The sequence below is a fragment of the Lutispora sp. QWL-02 genome, from assembly GCF_058315355.1.
Map to the genome: position 1 here is coordinate 437477 of NZ_CM177762.1, position 19376 is coordinate 456852.

Annotated in this window: 12 protein-coding genes, 2 rRNA genes and 2 riboswitches; of the genes, 1 reads left to right on the forward strand and 13 read right to left on the reverse strand. The window is 42.1% G+C overall.

The genetic code is table 11. The features are described 5' to 3' along the window. Window positions 1-114: 114 nt before the first annotated feature. A 23S ribosomal RNA gene (locus tag AC4HCY_RS01800) occupies window positions 115-3015 on the reverse strand. 389 nt (window positions 3016-3404) lie between these two features. Then, a 16S ribosomal RNA gene (locus AC4HCY_RS01805) occupies window positions 3405-4927 on the reverse strand. The 16S and 23S rRNA genes sit together here, the layout of an rRNA operon. Window positions 4928-5401: 474 nt before the next feature. Between AC4HCY_RS01805 and AC4HCY_RS01810 the strand changes: the two genes are divergently transcribed. After that, window positions 5402-5962 (forward strand): hypothetical protein, encoded by a 561-nt coding sequence (locus AC4HCY_RS01810; protein ID WP_491095264.1) that lies wholly within the window; start codon window positions 5402-5404, stop codon window positions 5960-5962. 97 nt (window positions 5963-6059) lie between these two features. On the opposite strand, the gene gyrA is transcribed toward AC4HCY_RS01810, so the two are convergent. From gyrA to remB, 11 genes are all read right to left on the reverse strand, one after another. Continuing rightward, a complete protein-coding gene (gene gyrA / locus AC4HCY_RS01815) occupies window positions 6060-8468 on the reverse strand; it encodes a DNA gyrase subunit A (RefSeq protein ID WP_491096064.1) in 2409 nt (802 codons plus the stop codon). A 252-nt stretch (window positions 8469-8720) separates the two neighbouring features. Next, window positions 8721-10175 (reverse strand): phosphatase PAP2 family protein, encoded by a 1455-nt coding sequence (locus AC4HCY_RS01820; RefSeq protein ID WP_323433546.1) that lies wholly within the window; start codon window positions 10173-10175, stop codon window positions 8721-8723. 143 nt (window positions 10176-10318) lie between these two features. Beyond that, window positions 10319-11146: a MetQ/NlpA family ABC transporter substrate-binding protein gene (locus AC4HCY_RS01825; protein WP_323433545.1), complete on the reverse strand. Its 828-nt coding sequence runs from the start codon at window positions 11144-11146 to the stop codon at window positions 10319-10321. Between the two features lie 520 nt (window positions 11147-11666). Next, window positions 11667-12335, reverse strand: coding sequence for a methionine ABC transporter permease (locus tag AC4HCY_RS01830; protein ID WP_323432646.1), 669 nt, complete (start codon window positions 12333-12335; stop codon window positions 11667-11669). Next, window positions 12319-13341 (reverse strand): methionine ABC transporter ATP-binding protein, encoded by a 1023-nt coding sequence (locus tag AC4HCY_RS01835; RefSeq protein ID WP_491095265.1) that lies wholly within the window; start codon window positions 13339-13341, stop codon window positions 12319-12321. The genes AC4HCY_RS01830 and AC4HCY_RS01835 overlap by 17 nt, the downstream gene beginning before the upstream one ends. A 67-nt stretch (window positions 13342-13408) precedes the next feature. Then, window positions 13409-13516, reverse strand: a riboswitch (SAM riboswitch). 60 nt (window positions 13517-13576) lie between these two features. Beyond that, a riboswitch (SAM riboswitch) is annotated at window positions 13577-13683 on the reverse strand. 56 nt (window positions 13684-13739) lie between these two features. Continuing rightward, the gene (locus AC4HCY_RS01840; RefSeq protein WP_491096065.1) at window positions 13740-14534 is read right to left on the reverse strand and encodes an ABC transporter ATP-binding protein; all 795 of its coding nucleotides are present in this window, start codon (window positions 14532-14534) and stop codon (window positions 13740-13742) included. Continuing rightward, window positions 14509-15354 carry an ABC transporter permease gene (locus AC4HCY_RS01845; protein ID WP_491096066.1) on the reverse strand — a complete coding sequence of 282 codons (846 nt, stop codon included), beginning with the start codon at window positions 15352-15354 and terminating at the stop codon, window positions 14509-14511. Before AC4HCY_RS01845 ends, AC4HCY_RS01840 begins: the two co-directional genes overlap by 26 nt. A 47-nt stretch (window positions 15355-15401) precedes the next feature. Next, window positions 15402-16442: an ABC transporter substrate-binding protein gene (locus AC4HCY_RS01850; RefSeq protein ID WP_323433245.1), complete on the reverse strand. Its 1041-nt coding sequence runs from the start codon at window positions 16440-16442 to the stop codon at window positions 15402-15404. Window positions 16443-16690: 248 nt separating this feature from the next. Next, a complete protein-coding gene (locus tag AC4HCY_RS01855; RefSeq protein WP_323433246.1) occupies window positions 16691-17110 on the reverse strand; it encodes a HutP family protein in 420 nt (139 codons plus the stop codon). Between the two features lie 13 nt (window positions 17111-17123). Next, window positions 17124-19046 carry a DNA topoisomerase (ATP-hydrolyzing) subunit B gene (gene gyrB, locus AC4HCY_RS01860; protein ID WP_323433247.1) on the reverse strand — a complete coding sequence of 641 codons (1923 nt, stop codon included), beginning with the start codon at window positions 19044-19046 and terminating at the stop codon, window positions 17124-17126. A 19-nt stretch (window positions 19047-19065) separates the two neighbouring features. Beyond that, entirely contained in the window at window positions 19066-19335 is a 270-nt protein-coding gene (gene remB, locus AC4HCY_RS01865) for an extracellular matrix regulator RemB (RefSeq protein ID WP_255229246.1), read from the reverse strand. Window positions 19336-19376 lie beyond the last annotated feature (41 nt).

The following is a 19376-nucleotide window of genomic DNA, read 5'->3' on the forward strand; positions in this document are numbered from 1 at the left end:
GTCTTTTTTTCTAGCTAGCAGCCAGTGGCTAGTAGCTAGCGGCTCGCAGCTTAAGGCTGCGTGCACCTTCAAAACTACACAATATCTGAGCTTTGTTTGTCTGAAGAATATTTTTAGATCAAGCCCTCGACCTATTAGTATCGGTCAGCTGCATACATTGCTGTACTTACACCTCCGACCTATCTACCACGTGGTCTACATGGGGTCTTACCAGATTACTCTGTGGGAAATCTCATCTTGAAGCCGGCTTCGCGCTTAGATGCCTTCAGCGCTTATCCGTTCCGAACTTAGCTACTCAGCTATGCCCTTGGCAGGACAACTGATACACCAGAGGTTCGTCCATCCCGGTCCTCTCGTACTAAGGACAGATCTCCTCAAATTTCCTGCGCCCGCGACGGATAGGGACCGAACTGTCTCACGACGTTCTGAACCCAGCTCGCGTGCCGCTTTAATGGGCGAACAGCCCAACCCTTGGGACCTACTCCAGCCCCAGGATGCGACGAGCCGACATCGAGGTGCCAAACCTCCCCGTCGATGTGGACTCTTGGGGGAGATAAGCCTGTTATCCCCGAGGTAGCTTTTATCCGTTGAGCGATGGCCCTTCCACTCGGTACCACCGGATCACTAAGCCCTACTTTCGTATCTGCTCGAGTTGTCTCTCTTGCAGTTAAGCTCCCTTTTGCCTTTGCACTCTGCGAATGATTTCCAACCATTCTGAGGGAACCTTTGGACGCCTCCGTTACTCTTTGGGAGGCGACCGCCCCAGTCAAACTGCCCGCCTGGCTATGTCCCATGACCAGTTATATGGCCACTGGTTAGAATTTCAGTATCTCAAGAGTGGTATCCCAACGGTGACTCCATTAAGACTGGCGTCTTAATTTCTCAGTCTCCCACCTATCCTGTACATGAAATACCGAAACCCAATGCCAAGCTACAGTAAAGCTCTACGGGGTCTTTCCGTCCAATCGCGGGTAACTAGCATCTTCACTAGTACTACAATTTCGCCGAGCGCGTTGTCGAGACAGTGCCCAAGTCGTTACGCCATTCGTGCGGGTCAGAACTTACCTGACAAGGAATTTCGCTACCTTAGGACCGTTATAGTTACGGCCGCCGTTTACTGGGGCTTAAGTTCATACCTTCGCTTGCGCTAAGCATTCCCCTTAACCTTCCAGCACCGGGCAGGCGTCAGCCCCTATACTTCATCTTTCGATTTAGCAGAGACCTGTGTTTTTGCTAAACAGTCGCTTGGGCCTTTTCACTGCGACTCTATCTCTAGAGTACCCCTTCTCCCGAAGTTACGGGGTTATTTTGCCGAGTTCCTTAACAACGCTTCTCTCGCTCGTCTTAGGATTCTCTCCTCATCTACCTGTGTCGGTTTGCGGTACGGGCACCTAGTTTCTCGTTAGCAGCTTTTCTTGACAGTGTGAAATCAGATGCTTCGTTACTTGGATTTCACTCCCCTTTACACATCAGCCTTATGACATACGGTCTTTCCTGTATGTCAGCCTTTGTGCTTGGACACGGATTACCAACACCGTGCTCATCTTATCCTCCTGCGTCACTGCTTCCTTCATGCGATTCTAGGTGGTATCGGAATGTCAACCGATTGTCCATCGGATACGCTATACGCCTCTCCTTAGGTCCCGACTTACCCTGAGCGGACGAACCTTCCTCAGGAATCCTTAGATTTTCGACGGTTAAGATTCTCACTTAACTTTCGCTACTTATACCAGCATTCTCTCTTCTATGCAGTCCACTACTCCTTTCGGTATAGCTTCAGCCTACATAGAATGCTCCCCTACCCATGTTTCCATGCCATAGCTTCGGTACCAAACTTTAGCCCCGGACATTTTCGGCGCATGACCACTTGACCAGTGAGCTATTACGCACTCTTTCAATGAGTGGCTGCTTCTAAGCCAACATCCTGGTTGTCTGTGTAGTCACACATCCTTTTCCACTTAGTTTGGATTTGGGGACCTTAGCTGATGGTCTGGGCTCTTTCCCTTTTGACCACGGATCTTATCATTCGTAGTCTGACTCCCAATGAGCAAATCTTCGGCATTCGGAGTTTGATAGGGTTCGGTAACCTTAAAAGCCCCTAGCCCATTCAGTGCTCTACCTCCGAGATTCTCCATTGAGGCTAGCCCTAAAGCTATTTCGGGGAGAACCAGCTATCTCCGAGTTCGATTGGAATTTCTCCGCTATCCACAGCTCATCCCCCGTTTTTTCAACAACGGTGAGTTCGGGCCTCCATTGAATTTTACTTCAACTTCACCCTGTCCATGGATAGGTCACCCGGTTTCGGGTCTGCAATAGCTAACTTTACGCCCTATTAAGGCTCGCTTTCGCTTCGGCTTCAGACCAAAAGTCCTTAACCTCGCTAGCCATCGCAACTCGCTGGTCCGTTCTACAAAAAGTACGCGGTCACACTTAAATGTGCTCCCACCGATTGTAAGCATACGGTTTCAGGTTCTTTTTCACTCCCCTCCCGGGGTTCTTTTCACCTTTCCCTCACGGTACTGTGCGCTATCGGTCACCAGGTAGTATTTAGCCTTGGGAGGTGGGCCTCCCGTCTTCCCACTAGGTTTCTCGTTCCTCGTGGTACTCTGGATTCCGGCTTCCATATTTCCCTTTTCGCCTACAGGATTTTTACCTTCTGCGATTGAGCTTTCCAGCTCTATTCGGCTAAGGGTCTTATGGTTTATGCCGGTCCTAACCCCAAAGTGGTTTCCCTCTTTGGTTTGGGCTCTTCCCCGTTCGCTCGCCGCTACTTAGGGAATCGATGTTTCTTTCTTTTCCTCGGGGTACTTAGATGTTTCAGTTCCCCCGGTGTCCCTTCATACAGCTATTTTATTGACTGTATGATACCTAAGCATTACCTTAGGTGAGTTTCCTCATTCGGAGATCTGTGGGTCATGGCCTATTTGCGGCTTACCACAGCTTTTCGCAGCTTGTCACGTCCTTCTTCGGCTCCTGGTGCCAAGGCATCCACCATATGCTCTTATTAGCTTGATCAGTGTTTTTCCTCAGCTTTAGTAGTAGTACAGTATCTACATACTGTTACCTCTTCTTTTCTCAGTATTGTGCAGTTTTCAAGGTGCATGGCGAGCTTCGCTCGCAAGCTTCTGGCTTCTTGCCTCTTGCTTCTGGCATTTTGCCAGCGGCTAGTGGCTAGCGGCCAGTGGCTGAAAGTCCAATGGACTTTCAAAACTAATCAGTATCAGATATAATGTATTCTCTTGGGTAGTTATATTGGGTCAGCTTCTAGCTTCTGGCCTCTTGCTTCTGGCATTTAGGTATTCCTCTTGGGTCTGCCTTGTTTGCCAGCGGCTAGTGGCTAGCAGCCAGTGGCTAGTCCATCGACCATAGGATTATGAGAGTGTTACTTCTCATGTGCTCCTTAGAAAGGAGGTGATCCAGCCGCACCTTCCGATACGGCTACCTTGTTACGACTTCACCCCAGTCATTGGCTTCACCTTCGACGGCTCTCTCCTTGCGGTTAAGTCACCGGCTTCGGGTGCTTCCAACTCCCATGGTGTGACGGGCGGTGTGTACAAGGCCCGGGAACGTATTCACCGCGACATGCTGATTCGCGATTACTAGCAACTCCGACTTCATGTTCTCGGGTTGCAGAGAACAATCTGAACTGGGAGTATTTTTTAGGGATTTGCTTGCCATCACTGGTTTGCTTCCCGTTGTTATACCCATTGTAGCACGTGTGTAGCCCAGAACATAAGGGGCATGATGATTTGACGTCATCCCCACCTTCCTCCGAATTGTCTCCGGCAGTCTACTTAGAGTGCTCAACCAAATGTTAGCAACTAAGTATAGGGGTTGCGCTCGTTGCGGGACTTAACCCAACATCTCACGACACGAGCTGACGACAACCATGCACCACCTGTCTTCCTGTCCCGAAGGATTTCATCCCATTACGGATTATGCAGGAGATGTCAAGTTCTGGTAAGGTTCTTCGCGTTGCTTCGAATTAAACCACATGCTCCGCTGCTTGTGCGGGCCCCCGTCAATTCCTTTGAGTTTCAACCTTGCGGCCGTACTCCCCAGGCGGGATACTTATTGCGTTTACTGCGGCACGGAAGGGGTCGATACCTCCCACACCTAGTATCCATAGTTTACAGCGTGGACTACCAGGGTATCTAATCCTGTTTGCTCCCCACGCTTTCGCGCCTCAGCGTCAGTTATCGTCCAGAAAGCCGCCTTCGCCACTGGTGTTCCTCCTAATATCTACGCATTTCACCGCTACACTAGGAATTCCGCTTTCCTCTCCGACACTCGAGCCCATCAGTTTCATATGCAATCCCCAAGTTGAGCCTGGGGGTTTCACATCTGACTTAACAGGCCGCCTACGCGCCCTTTACGCCCAGTAATTCCGGACAACGCTCGCCACCTACGTATTACCGCGGCTGCTGGCACGTAGTTAGCCGTGGCTTCCTCTTTTGGTACCGTCATTATCGTCCCAAAAGACAGGAGTTTACAATCCGAAAACCTTCGTCCTCCACGCGGCGTTGCTGCATCAGAGTTTCCTCCATTGTGCAATATTCCCCACTGCTGCCTCCCGTAGGAGTCTGGACCGTGTCTCAGTTCCAGTGTGGCCGTTCATCCTCTCAGATCGGCTACTGATCGTCGCCTTGGTAGGCTTCTACCCCACCAACTAGCTAATCAGGCGCGGGCCCATCTTAAAGCGGATTTCTCCTTTGATTACAAAGTCATGCGACTTTCTAATGTTATGCGGTATTAGCACCGATTTCTCGGTGTTATCCCCCTCTTTAAGGCAGGTTGCCCACGTGTTACTCACCCGTCCGCCACTAAAATACGTCAATAGTAAACTACTTCCGCATTTCCGTTCGACTTGCATGTGTTAGGCACGCCGCCAGCGTTCGTCCTGAGCCAGGATCAAACTCTCTAATTAATATCTTAAAATCATTATTTCTAATGCTTTTATACATAAATAGTTGTTCAATCCTACTCAAAAGAATTACATTCTTCATATCTAATACTGTTTAGTTTTCAAAGTCCATTTTACCGTCGGCTCATCGTGCCGACCTTTCCTATATTATCACGCATCAAACGAGATGTCAATATGGTTTTTAGTTTTTTTCAGCGTAACGCATTGCATGCGCTTCCTTGCTGTGATTTTGTCCTGCGCTCAGGCAGGAATTATATATTATCATGAATTATTTATGATGTCAATATACTATTTATTGTTCTTTTTTCCATCTGTATTCACCAGATTGCATTAAATAATCACATCAAGCCCCGCTATTATTATTGGCCCGGATTATACTTTTTAGATGCATGAAAAAGTATAAATTTTCCTTACAAAATTGATTAAAAAAATAATCATAAAACTGACGATAAAAACAATGAACGTGTTATAATAATAATGAAAAATTTAAACAAGTATAAGCTGGGAGGTGAAAAGCGTTACCAAAACAATAATATTTGGCAACGAATTTACATGGCAAATATAAAAACAAATTTAAACGGTCTCGAAATCACACTATTTTTTTGGAATTCAATGATGGCAAAAGAAAAGGTGAATGAAAGCTTTTTAAACGACCTTAGCTCTATGAGAGAATTCTCATATATATATAATGAGGATTTTAACAGCGAATCTCTCAGAAGGGTGCTTAGCGCGCTGAATAACAAAGAACCTTTTTCCGGTAATAAGGCAGAAAGGAAGTACTATTCAAACAATCTTATGATACTGGAATACATAGATGAGGTTCAGCCTACTATTGATGCAATCAAACGACTAAATCTAAACAAGCTTGGAGAAAGCACCGAAGAAGATATGGAGATAATAATCGTACCGGCAACGGTTGGCGGCATTCAAAAAATCGGCAATATATTATTGGTAGACTTTTTTAGTCTAAAAAATACGGAAAATAGATTGGTTATCTTAGGTGAAAGCTTAGAAGCTGCTTTAAGAAATGAGCTTTAGAGCAAGTTTGCAGAATAGCAAAAACACGGTTTTCTCACATCTGAAAACCGTGTTTTTCTATAAACTGAAACTTTCACCGCAGCAAAAGCCCTTTATTTTAACATTCTTCATCTGGCACTATCTTGGCCAAGGCAACCACACTGTCATTCTCTGCAAGCTTCATCAAAGTGACTCCCTGAGTGCTTCTGCCCATTACGGATATTCCATCGATAGCCATTCTTATTATAATGCCTTCGGCGCTTATCAGCATCACTTCGCAGTCATCCTTGACCACCTTTGCACCTACCAGGTATCCCGTCTTTTCTGTTATATTAGAAGTCTTTATTCCCTTGCCGCCGCGGCTTTGGACTCTATATTCGGTCAAAGGCGTTCTTTTGCCGAAGCCTTTTTCGCTTATTACCAGAAGTTCAGCATTTTCCTCCACTATATCTAATGCTATAACACTATCATCGGGATTTAGGTTGACTCCCTTTACTCCCATAGCGCTTCGCCCCATATCCCTGACATCTGATTCGGGGAATCTGATGGACAAGCCATGCCTTGTTATAGCCATCAATTCCGATGTGCCCCTTGTCAGCTTGACAGAGATGAGTTCATCCTCATCACGCAATGTTATGGCATTGAGCCCTGTAACTCGCTGGGATGCATACTGCTTCAGCTCTGTTTTCTTTATAGTTCCCCTTTTTGTCATGAATATCAAATAGCCTTCGTCTTCAAAGCCTTTTATAGGAATTACGGCGCTCACCTTTTCATCTCCGTCAAGATGAAGCAGATTTACCAAGGCTGTTCCTTTTGCTTGTCTTCCGGCTTCAGGAATTTCATAAGTCTTAAGCCTGTACATCCTGCCTTTGTTTGTAAAGAACAGCAGATAATTATGGGTTGAGGTAATAAACAAATGCTCAACGAAATCGTCTTCTCTCGTTTGAAGGGCTGTGATACCCCTGCCTCCTCTTCTCTGGCTCTTATAAGTATCCGCAGGAAGTCTCTTTATATAGCCATAGTGAGTCAAGGTAACAGCCACCTCCTGCTCATCTATCAGATCCTCTTCATTGAACTCTTCGGCGGACTGAGTTATTTTGCTCCTTCTCTTATCTCCATAGACCTTCTTTATTTCCAGCAGCTCATTTTTAACTATATTTGATACCATAAGCTCACTGGCCAGTATAGAATTGTAATATTCTATATCCTTTATGAGAGAAAGGTATTCTTCTTCGATCTTGCCTCTTTCCAAGCCTGTAAGGCTCTTCAGCCTCATTTCCGCTATAGCAGTGGCTTGAGCATCGGATAAACCGAATCTTTCCATCATTCTCTCTTTGGCTTCAGGCACCGTTTTGGAGCTCCTCAAAATGTTGATGATTTCATCGATATTATCCAGCGCAATCCTCAAGCCTTCCAATATATGTGCTCTTTCTTCCGCCTTTCGGAGATCATATTGGGTACGCCTTATTATTATTTCCTTCTGATGGGCAATGTAGTGGTTTATCATGGTCTTTAAGTCCATTACCCTCGGCTGCCCTCTGTCCAGAGCAAGCATTATTATGCTGAATGTATCCTGCAATTGGGTATGCTTATATAAAAGATTCAAAACTACATTGGCATTGGCATCTCTCTTTAGCTCAATAACTATTCTCATGCCTTCTCTGTCGGATTCATCCCTCAGATCAGAAATACCCTCGATCCTTTTATCCTTTACAAGGTCGGCAATTTTTTCAATTAGATTGGCCTTATTCACCTGATAAGGTATTTCATAAACCACAATCCTCTGGCGATTGCTCGACATAGCTTCAATTTCAGCCTTAGCTCTGACTATAACCCTGCCTCTTCCTGTAGCATATGCCTTCTTTACTCCTTCTCTTCCCATTATCAAGCCGCCTGTAGGGAAATCAGGAGCTTTAATATGCTTCATCAACTCATCCAGTTCAATATCCGGATCATCTATAGCAGCAATGACCCCGTCTATAACCTCATTTAAGTTGTGGGGAGGGATTGATGTTGCCATACCAACTGCAATACCGTTGCTCCCATTGACCAATAAATTAGGAAATCTGGAAGGAAGTACAGAAGGCTCCTTTAAGCTTTCATCATAGTTTGGAATGAAATCGACGGTTTCTTTATTGATGTCTCTCATCATTTCCATAGAAATCTTGGCCATCCTCGCTTCTGTATAACGCATGGCAGCCGGGCTATCTCCGTCAACAGAACCAAAGTTTCCGTGACCGTCAATAAGCATATATCTATGTGAAAAATCTTGTGCCATTCTTACCATAGTATCGTATACGGCGACGTCACCATGGGGATGATATTTACCAAGCACTTCACCTACTGTGGTTGCAGACTTCCTATGAGGCTTATCCGGTGTAAATCCCAAATCATGCATTGCATATAGTATACGTCGGTGTACGGGCTTAAGTCCGTCTCTTACATCCGGCAGTGCCCTTTGTACAATAACGCTCATGGCATAATCAATAAAGGATTTTTTCATCTCATCTTCTATGTTAATTTGCATAACATTTCCCTCTAAATTTTCCAATAACAGCACCTCCTTTATTTATAGAGAATAACATCAGCAGTTCTCCATCAAAATATAATTTATTTCAACATAAATATGAGAAATACCGATGGATTTAGCAGCGTGCCTTTAACTGGTTATTTTAAAACATCTCTTATGCACCAGCTTAATGTCCTTTGCTTTCAGGCACGATAGAATAGGACACTATAATTATAATTCTACGGCAGATTTTTGTCCAATTTTTTAATATTATTTCCAATTATCCATGATTATACAAGCTATAAGCCAAGATGTTCCCAATAGCAAGCCGGCAAAAACATCGCTGGCATAATGGACTCCTAAATACAGCCTGCTGAATGCAATAATGATGGGAAAGATGATTAGAAAGCCTGTTATTAAGCGCTTATATGGTCCATTATAATATTTGAATACCATATATGCCAGCATTGTATAAAATGTAAAACCAATAAGGGAATGGCCGCTGGGAAAGCTGTATTCCTTCTCTATTATTATTGCATACTCGGGCCTTGCTCTTTTGAATATATTTTTAATAAATATTTTAATGAAATTGGCTCCCAGAATATTTATTAAAAGTATAAATCCCGACTTTAGCCTTTTCCACCTGAGCACCAGCAAACAGAAACAAAATGCAACGGCAAAGGGTAAAAATGCAGAGGATGCAAAAAAGCTTAGCACTTTCATGATGATTGTTAAAGAAGGGCTTCTTATTGGCATTACCCAGCTGTTTACTGTTTGATCCATATGGACCACAATATCATTCCCTATACCATAGGCTAATCCTGCTGCTAAAACTAAAATAATAATTTCAGCAGCTATCGCATGTTTAAGCAGGCTTTTTAAAGTCCATAAGCTATTATCTGGGTTTCTAAATATAAAGATGTAGAACAATATTCCTATGATCAAAGAAATTACGGGGATATATAGATATAATAAAAGCTCATATTGGGGCTGTAAAAAGAGAAATTCAAAGGACAAGGACATCAAAACAATGGATAGAATCAAAAATATAAACCCTCCATAATTGTTTACAAGCCTTTTATAAACAGCTGCTGCATACTTATTATTGCTGATGCCCCTGGCAAATAAACCTGCCGATACCCTGTGCTCCCCATACTTTTTTTTCTTGATCAAATAATATATTAAATATGTCAAAGCCCCGGCTGCTGCTATTCCCACGGTAAGCACATCAAAATATTCGCTTATTATCCTCTGGGCCTGATCTCCCATCATATAGATTATTGCCCCTTCTGCGAAGAATCTGATCCCTCTCCCTAAGATCGAAGCATTTACAAATACAGATTTTCTTATCTTAAATACTCCGGAAGCTATTGTGAAAAGCTTGTAAGGAATTGGGGTGAGTCCTGCTATGGCAACGGCCCATCCTCCATATTTGACAAAGTATTCTTCTACTCTCTTTATCTTCTCCTCAGCAAAGAATCTCATCAAAATAGGCCTTCCCGCCTTTGCACCGATATAGTAGCCGAATAGCCCTCCTATAACTGATGAAAAAGTGGTCAAAGCCGCATAAAACAACGCAAGCTCATGATTTATTATAGACAATGGTATCAATATCAAATCCGGAGGTATAGGAAAAAATGAAGATTCGGCAAAGGACACTATAAAAAGTCCAAAGCCTCCATATTGGACTATTATATCTACCATTGCCTTTACCCACTCACTCATACGGTTCTCCTCAAAAACAAAGAATATAGGCAGCCATTAAATTATATTATTAATGGCCACCTATATATTATACTCTAAACTCTGTTTTTTGTCTTATTGTTCGATCAATCTCATTGTGCGTTTATAGATTTACAAAAACTTGACTAATATGCAGCAATTATTGCTCCTTCATATTTTTCCTCAATAAATTTCTTTACTTCCGGACTGTTCAATGCATTGGACAGCTCTTTCAAATCTTCTCTTCCTTCATCTCCGCCTCTTATAACAAGCGTATTGGCATAAGGTGAATTTCCGTCTTCTATCAGCAATGCATCCTTAACGGGGTTAAGATTTGCCGGAATTGCAAAGTTGGTATTGATTATGGCAGCATCTACATCTTCCAGAACCCTTGGGAGCTGTGCAGCCTCAATAGCCTGGAATTTGAGGTTTCTGGGGTTTTCTACTACATCATTTTCCGAAGAACTTATGCTTCCTCCATCCTTTAGCTTGATAATGCCGTTTTCCTGAAGCAATAACAATGATCTGGCATTATTCGTAGCATCATCCGGTATAGCTATGGTGCTGCCGTCTTTTAATTCGGTTATGCTATTTATTTTTTTAGAATATAATCCTAAAGGCTCCACATGAACCTTAGCTGCAGATACAAGGTTTAAACCTCTTTCTTTATTGAAATTATCCAAATAGGGCTGATGCTGGAAAAAGTTTGCATCTAATTCTTTGTCTGCAAGTGCTGTATTTGGTTGAACATAATCATTAAAAACGATCACTTCAAGCTTTAAGCCTTTCTTTTCTAATAAAGGCTTAACCACTTCCAATATCTCTGCATGGGGGATTGGTGTAGCTCCTACCTTCAGCACCGTTTCCTTCTCATTTTCTGCTGCTGCCGGTGCAGCCTCTTCCTTGGGTGCGCATCCAATAGTCAAGGATGCCAGTAATAATAATGCTAAAACCAGTGATATTATCTTTTTCATATTTATAAACATTCCTTTCATTTTTACTTAGTTATTTTTTGTTTTTCAACTGGCCAGGTTGAAAAACAGTAAAATATATATCAATTATCGATAATTATTTTTAATATTTTTTGTACATTGCGTCACGTCGGTATAATGATGCGTCATACAGGGGTAGGGAACGGGGAACACGGATTAACACTGATTTAGCACTGATTTACACAGAGGGATATTTTATTCTTTGTATAAAGTGTTAATAAGGTTATATCTGATATGTCATCCTGAACGTAGTGAAGGATCTTAGAACCATAAGGAATACCTAAGATTCTTCGCTTACGCTCAGAATGACCGAAATATCAGTTATATCGCTCTTGTATTGCATATATTAAACCCCTTCAGTGTTTTTCAGTGTTATCTTCGTGTCTTTCAGTGGTTTCCGTCTCCTTGACTCCAGAGTCCTGCTCAATCCACGTGCCCCGTGCCCCGTACCCCGTGCCTCGCAGCCATAAAAAATGCTTCGCAATTTTTATATTTTGTAAATCTATTTCAGTAACTTATTATATATCCTGCTCCCAATGCCCTGTATTATCTGAACCACTAAGACCAATACTATGACAGTTCCTATCATGACATCTTTTTGGAATCCCTGATACCCGAATCGTATGGCTAAATTTCCAAGGCCCCCGCCCCCTATAGCACCTGCCATTGCCGAATATCCTATGAGATTTATTATTGTCAAGGTTATACCTGATGCTATGGAAGGCAATGCTTCCGGTATCATCACCCTGAAAACTATCTGCTTTACGTCGGCACCCATGGATTGGGCTGCTTCTATGATTCCGGGGCTTATCTCCTTTATCGCATTTTCAATGAGCCTGGCTACAAAGGGTATGGCTGCTATGGTCAAGGGCACTATGGCTGCAGTTGTGCCTATCCTTTTTCCCACGATGAGCTTTGTCAGCGGAAAGACCGCAATCATCAGTATTATGAAGGGGAAGGATCTTGCTATATTTATTACCCCGTTTAAAGCTTTATTCAAGCCCTTTCTTTCCCAAATATTGCCTTCCTCCGATATTGCTGTTATGATGCCCAGAGGCATTCCGAAAATAACCGAAAACAATGTGGATGCAAACACCATGTATAGAGTTTCATAAAGGGGCTTGGGCATTAAAAGCATTATTTTTTTTATTGTTTCAATCAGAACTTCCATTATATTTCAACTCCTCTACTATGACGCCTTCATCCTTTAGGTATCCTATTGCAGCCTCTATTTTTTCATCTGTTCCCCTGAGGCCTACAACCAAATTTCCATAGGTTCTTCCTTGTATGCTGTTCATCTGTCCCGCCAGGATGTTTGCCTCAATATCGAAATTCTTTATGATTTTATATATCAACGGCTCTTTTGCCTTGTGGTCTAAAAATGTAATCCTCACAACCTCAGTATTTTCAGGATCATCTATTATATTTCTGTCAATGTTTAAGGATACGTCCTTTATAAAGCTCTTTGTGATAGGATGAGACGGCTTTGAAAATACATCATAGGTATTCCCCTGCTCCACCATACTTCCATCTGAAATCACAGCTACTTTATTGCATACCTCCTTTATGACCTCCATCTGATGGGTTATCATCACAATTGTTATTCCCAGCGTCTCATTTATGCTCTTCAGCAGCTTGAGTATGGAAGATGTGGTATTTGGGTCCAAAGCAGAAGTAGCTTCATCGCAAAGAAGTATTTTAGGGTTGGTAGCCAAAGCTCTGGCTATTGCTACCCTTTGCTTTTGTCCCCCGCTGAGCTGGCTGGGATAAGAGAACTTTTTATCCTTTAGATCTACAATATCCAATAGCTCATCTACCCGTTTCTCCATTTCTCGTTTATCATATTTCATTATTTTTAACGGAAAGGCTATATTTTCTCTGCAATTCTTCCTGCTCAAAAGATTAAAATGCTGAAATATCATTCCTATATTTCTTCTCATATCCCTAAGCTCGCCGTCATTCAGCTTAACGATATCCTTATTCTCAATGAAAATGCTGCCTTTCGTAGGCTCTTCAAGCCTGTTTATGCATCTGATGAGGGTTGATTTTCCTGCTCCGCTTAAGCCTATTATGCCGAAAATATCACCCTTCTCAATCCTGAGATTAATGTTTTTCAGAGCTTCCGTATTTCCTTCCTTGCCTGTATATGTTTTATAAAGGCCTTTTATATCGATCATTTTAGTACCCCCTCCGGTGTTAGAAACAAATAAAAAATCCCTCAATGATAAAAGAGGGATCACACCTCTCTTATCTCTCAGCTTTACGCTGCTGGAATTGACACCGATGCATTCGAATGAGAATGCCGGTTGTCGGGCTTCATCGGGCCAGTCCCTCCACCTCTCTTGATAAGAGTATAATATTAAATTTTATACAATAAAAAAACTCTTCTGAAAAACAGAAGAGGATAATTCCTTTCTATCTTTCAGCTTGTGCTGCTGGAATTGACACCGATGCATTCGAATGAGAATGCCGGTTGTCGGGCTTCATCGGGCCAGTCCCTCCACCTCTCTTGATAGAATAAATATTCATTTACATAATAGTATAATACGCCCTCTTAACTATGTCAACTATTTTTTTATGCCAGCATCAAACGATCGCTGATGATATCTGACGATTCCTTTTGGCTGAATAAAGCTAAAAGCTTTTCTGCAGTGAGGGACTCTTTATCTTTATCTCTTATATCCAAAATAATTTTACCTCTGTGCATCATTATAAGCCTGTTTCCCATACCTATGGCCTGCTTGAGATTATGGGTGACCATAAGTGTGGTTATTTTGCATTCCTTCACTATTTTATCTGTAAGCCCTGCAATAATCTCAGAGGTTTTGGGATCCAAAGCGGCCATATGCTCATCCAGCAGCAAAAGGCAAGGATTTGATATGGCTGCCATCAGAAGGGCCATAGCCTGCCTTTGCCCCCCGGATAGGAGCCCTACCTTTACATCAAGCTTATCCTCCAATCCTAAGGATAATTTTGAGAGGGAATCTTTGATGTCCGCTATTCTATTTTTTTCAATACCCCATGAAAATCCGTACCTATTATTTTTATTCCATGCCATAGACATATTCTCCAGCACAGTCATAGAAGGCGAAGTTCCCATTTTAGGATCCTGAAACACTCTGCCTATCAGCCTGCTGATTTTATATTCAGGGGTTTTGGATATCTCTCTTTTATTGAGCAGGATCGAGCCTTCATCGCTTTGTATGCCTCCTGAGATGATGTTTAATAAAGTGGATTTTCCTGCTCCATTGCTGCCTATGATGGTTATAAAGTCTCCATCTTTGATTTCCAGGGATAGCCCTTGAAAAAGCTTATTTTCATTGACTGTATCCCTATTAAAGGTTTTATGCAGATTTTGTATCAGTAACAGCTTTTACACCCCCAGAAAGTAGATTTCTCCCAAACTTGACCTTCAAACCGCTGTTATAAACCGCCAGGGCAGCTATTACTATAACAGAGGTTATAAGCTTTAAATCCGTGGGAGGCAAGCCGGCCTTCAAGGCTATGGCTATACTGCCCTTGTAAAGCAGTGATCCGAAAAGAGCGCAGGCTGTCCCAAATATTATAGGGAAAGCTTTTAATAAGGTTTCTCCCATTATGATAGAAGCCAGGCCCATAACTATTATTCCGCTCCCCATTCCTACATCGGAAAATCTCTGGTACTGAGCCATGACAGAGCCTGCCAGAGCAACCAATCCGTTTGAAAGCATGATGCCCATTATTTTGATAACTCCTATATCTACGCCTAATGATGTGACCATATTATGATTATCACCGGTAGCCTTCAATATAAAACCAAACTTCGTCTTGAACATCAAATCAAGAAACAGCTTTACGATCAATGCCAATATCATTATCACAAATACGGGAGGAATTTCTCCCGAGAAAATAGTCTTTGCATTGAAAAAAGGAGTATTAGCCTTTCCCATGATCCTCAGATTTATGGAATATAAGCCTATCATCACCAATATGCCCGAGAGCAGATTTGTTATCTTAAACTTAACATTCAGCACTCCTGTAACAAATCCCGCAGCCATGCCTGCACACATTGAAAGCATACAGGCCAGAATGGGATCGGCGCCTTTCACCAAAAGCAACGCCGTGACAGAGGCACCCAGCGGGAAGGTGCCTTCAACGGACAGATCGGGAAAATCCAAAATTTTATAAGTTATATAAACCCCAAAGGACATGATAGAAAATAAAAGTCCCTGCTCCAATACCCCTATCCAGAAATTGTTCAATTGGCTGCACCGCCTTTTATGATTTCAGCCTTGTCTATTATTTCCTGAGGTATGGAAATATTTAATTTCTTTGCAGCATCATAGTTTATTGTAAGAGCTGTGTCTTTTTCATATAGAGTCTCTATCGGCATATCTTCAGTCTTAGCGCCGTTCAATACTTCAAAAGCCATAAGCCCCGTCTGGAAGCCTAGCTTGTAGTAATCTATTCCCTCTGTGGCAAGAGCCCCGCCTTCCACATGGGCTCTTTCCGAACCTATTACAGGTATATTATTCTCAGTGCATTTTTGGGATATTATAGCCATGGATGAAGCCACCATATTATCTGTAGGCACATATAGCACGTCTATCTTGCCCTTCAGCGAGTCAACAGCCTGAGGCACTTCATTGGTGCTGGTAATTCCACTTGCTATTATTTCCAAGCCGTATTCACCGGCTATTTTCTTTGCCATTTGAACCTGTATTTCTGAATTTCTTTCACTGGTATTATATAAAATACCTACATTTTTAGCGTTTGGTATAAGCTTTTTAAGAAGCTCAAATTGCTTGCCCATAGGCGCAGCATCGCTTGTACCTGTGACATTTGTTTCTGACCTTTCCAGAGATTTTGCAAGACCTGCATCTACAGGATCTGTAACAGCAGTTATGAGTATTGGTATATCCTTTGTAGCATTATAAGCCGCCTGGGCTGTAGGAGTTGCTATTGCAAATATCATATCTTTTTTGCTGCTTGCAAAATTTTGTGCGATAGTCTGAGCTGTAGGAATATCACCCTGGGCATTCTGGAAATCTACCTTGAGGTTCTCACCATCTTTTAAGCCTTTTGAAGCTAATGCATCAATAAAGCCAAGGCGCGCAGAATCCAAAGCCGGATGTTCGACTATTTGCGTTATTCCTATTTCTTTGGTTTTGTTTGTCTGATCTGTGGTTTCGGGATTTTGATTATTTGCCGGTGCTTCTGCATTGCTGCATCCGGAAAATAATGAAATGATCAATAAGAGAACCACAAAAAGAATTGATGATTTTTGTTTTACTACCATACTACCATCCTCCAATTATATATTTAGTCTTTCTTCATATCCATCAGGCAAGTCATAATATAGCATATTTATACTTCCTGTGGATAATAAAAAGCTGACCATGATAGGCCAGTCCTTTTCTGCAATATCACGCTGTAAACTACCATTCTACCAAACTACAATTTTAATAAATATAAATAAGATTGTATTAGATAAAAAGCGAAATGTCAATAAAAAAATAATATTGGAATATTTTAAATATTCCAATATTATTTAAAATCCGGCACGGCCCGATGTGCCAGACCAATAACAACGTCGTTGAGATGCAGCACACCCATGCTCATGAATATACATATGCTCAGATGTTCACCGGATCTGGCTATGCCTATTTTTCCTCCTATATTATATCCATTGGCTTTCATGGCTATCTGCATCAAAGCTTCCTTGGTTGCGCCTATAACGGCGCCGTCATGAACATGGCAATCCTTTGTTATGCCGCTCCTTTTAGAAGCTACAACAGCTCTTTCAATTATTTTAGGTATTGAAGAATTGAAATCTCCCCCAATATCCACTGCCGCAGCAAGTATGTTCTTATTTTTCAGATCCTTTATCATTGATTCTTCTGAGGCTCTGGATGATATAGCCAAGTTTATTGCAGCCTTGGCAACATCAAAACTGTCAAAAGGCATGCTCGCACCCCCGTCATATATCTAAATTTCTGACATACTTTGCATTTTGTTCTATAAACTCTTTCCTTGGTTCTACCTTATCGCCCATAAGAATAGTAAATATCTCATCTGCAGCTACCGCATCCTCCAAGGATACCTGCAGCATTGTCCTGGTTTCAGGGTTCATGGTAGTATCCCAAAGCTGTGTAGGGTCCATCTCACCAAGGCCCTTATATCTTTGTATGCTTATATTGTCTCTTCCCACTTCTTTAAGAATTCTTTCCAATTCCTTATCATCGTAGGCATAATGGTCCTTCGCTTTTCCTTTGCCTGACTTTCTGACTCTATAAAGGGGAGGCTGAGCTATATAAACATTTCCTGCTTCAACCAAAGGCCTCATATACCTATAGAAGAAGGTGAGCAGCAATGTTCTTATGTGAGCACCATCCACATCAGCATCCGTCATAAGGATTATTCTTCCGTATCTCATTTTTTCTATATTGAAATCATCGCTTATTCCTGCACCAAAGGCTGTGATCATGGCTCTTATCATTTCACTTGATAAAATCTTATCCAATCTGGCCTTTTCAACATTGAGTATCTTACCTCTGAGAGGCAGTATGGCCTGAAATCTTCTGTCCCTGCCCTGCTTTGCAGAACCGCCCGCTGAATCTCCCTCGACAATGTATATTTCGCATAATGAAGGATCCTTCTCTGAGCAATCTGCAAGCTTTCCGGGCAAAGTAGTGCTCTCCAGAGCCGACTTTCTCCTTGTCAGCTCCCTGGCTTTTCTGGCGGCTTCTCTTGCCCTGGATGCAGTGACCGCCTTTTCTATGATAGTCTTTGCCGTAGAAGGATTTTCCTCCAGAAAGGCTTCCAGTCCTTCGAATATGATACTATCAACTATGGCTCTCACTTCAGGATTTCCAAGCTTTGTTTTAGTCTGGCCCTCAAACTGGGGATCAGAAATCTTTATGCTTAAGACGGCGGTTAATCCTTCCCTTGCGTCTTCTCCCTGAAGGTTTGGGTCATTGTCCTTTATAATTTTATACTTTCTGGCATAATCATTAATCGCTTTTGTTACTGCATTTCTGAAGCCTATAGCATGTGTACCGCCTTCTATGGTATTTATGTTATTGGCAAAGCTGAAGATATTCTCATTGTAGCTGTCATTATACTGAATCGATGCCTCAACGATGATATCATCCTTGCTGGAGACAATATACAAGGGCTCAGAATGCAATACCTCTTTATTTTTGTTTAAGAATTGCACAAAGGAAACTATACCACCCTCATATTGATAAACCTTTTCTGTGTCTGTCCTTTCATCCCTGAGGGTAATCTTGATTCCCTTATTCAAAAACGCCATTTCTCTAAGCCTGTGCTCCAATATTTCAAAGCTGTATTCCAGTTCATCAAAAACCTGATCATCAGGCTTGAAGGTTATCTTTGTACCTGTGGCTTTTGAATCGCCTATGACCTTTAATTCGGTCACAGGGTTTCCTCTTTCAAATCTTTGATAAAATATTTTTCCTTCTCTTTTTACTTCTACTTCAAGATATTCCGAAAGAGCATTTACAACGGACACGCCTACTCCATGCAAGCCGCCTGATACTTTATACCCGCCGCCTCCGAATTTGCTTCCCGCGTGAAGCACTGTCAAAGCAACCTCGACTGCAGGCTTGTTCAGCTTTGGATGCATTCCTACGGGAAAACCTCTTCCGTCATCTATATTAGTTACTGAATTATCCTTATGGATTATTACTTCAATATTTTTACAAACACCGACCAAAGCTTCATCTATGCTGTTGTCTACCACTTCCCAAACAAGATGATGAAGTCCCTTTGAACCGGTGCTGCCTATATACATTCCCGGTCTTTTTCTTACTGCTTCAAGACCTTCCAATACTTGTATCTGTTCAGCTTCATATTGCTGATTTTGCTTTTTTTCCGCCATAAAAACTCCCCCTATATATCTACTTCAATGAAACATCGTTTAAAAATCCGGATCTTTTGTAAAGAGTAACAGATGATATGGGAGATAAATAGATGACCGTCTTATTATCTCTTTCGGAAAGTATAAAAGATTTTGGCGAATCTTTTGAGATTTTTATTATAAAATCTTCATCATCTGCCGTTTGAAGAAACTCTTTTGTGTTCTGAGAAACGCTGCTCGATTCTATATCCATTATCGCAATTATATCTTTCAAAGGCACTACCACATCCCCACCAAGGTGAATAAACATAAAAAAATCCTCCTTCGTAATATCCCCGAATAATAATATTA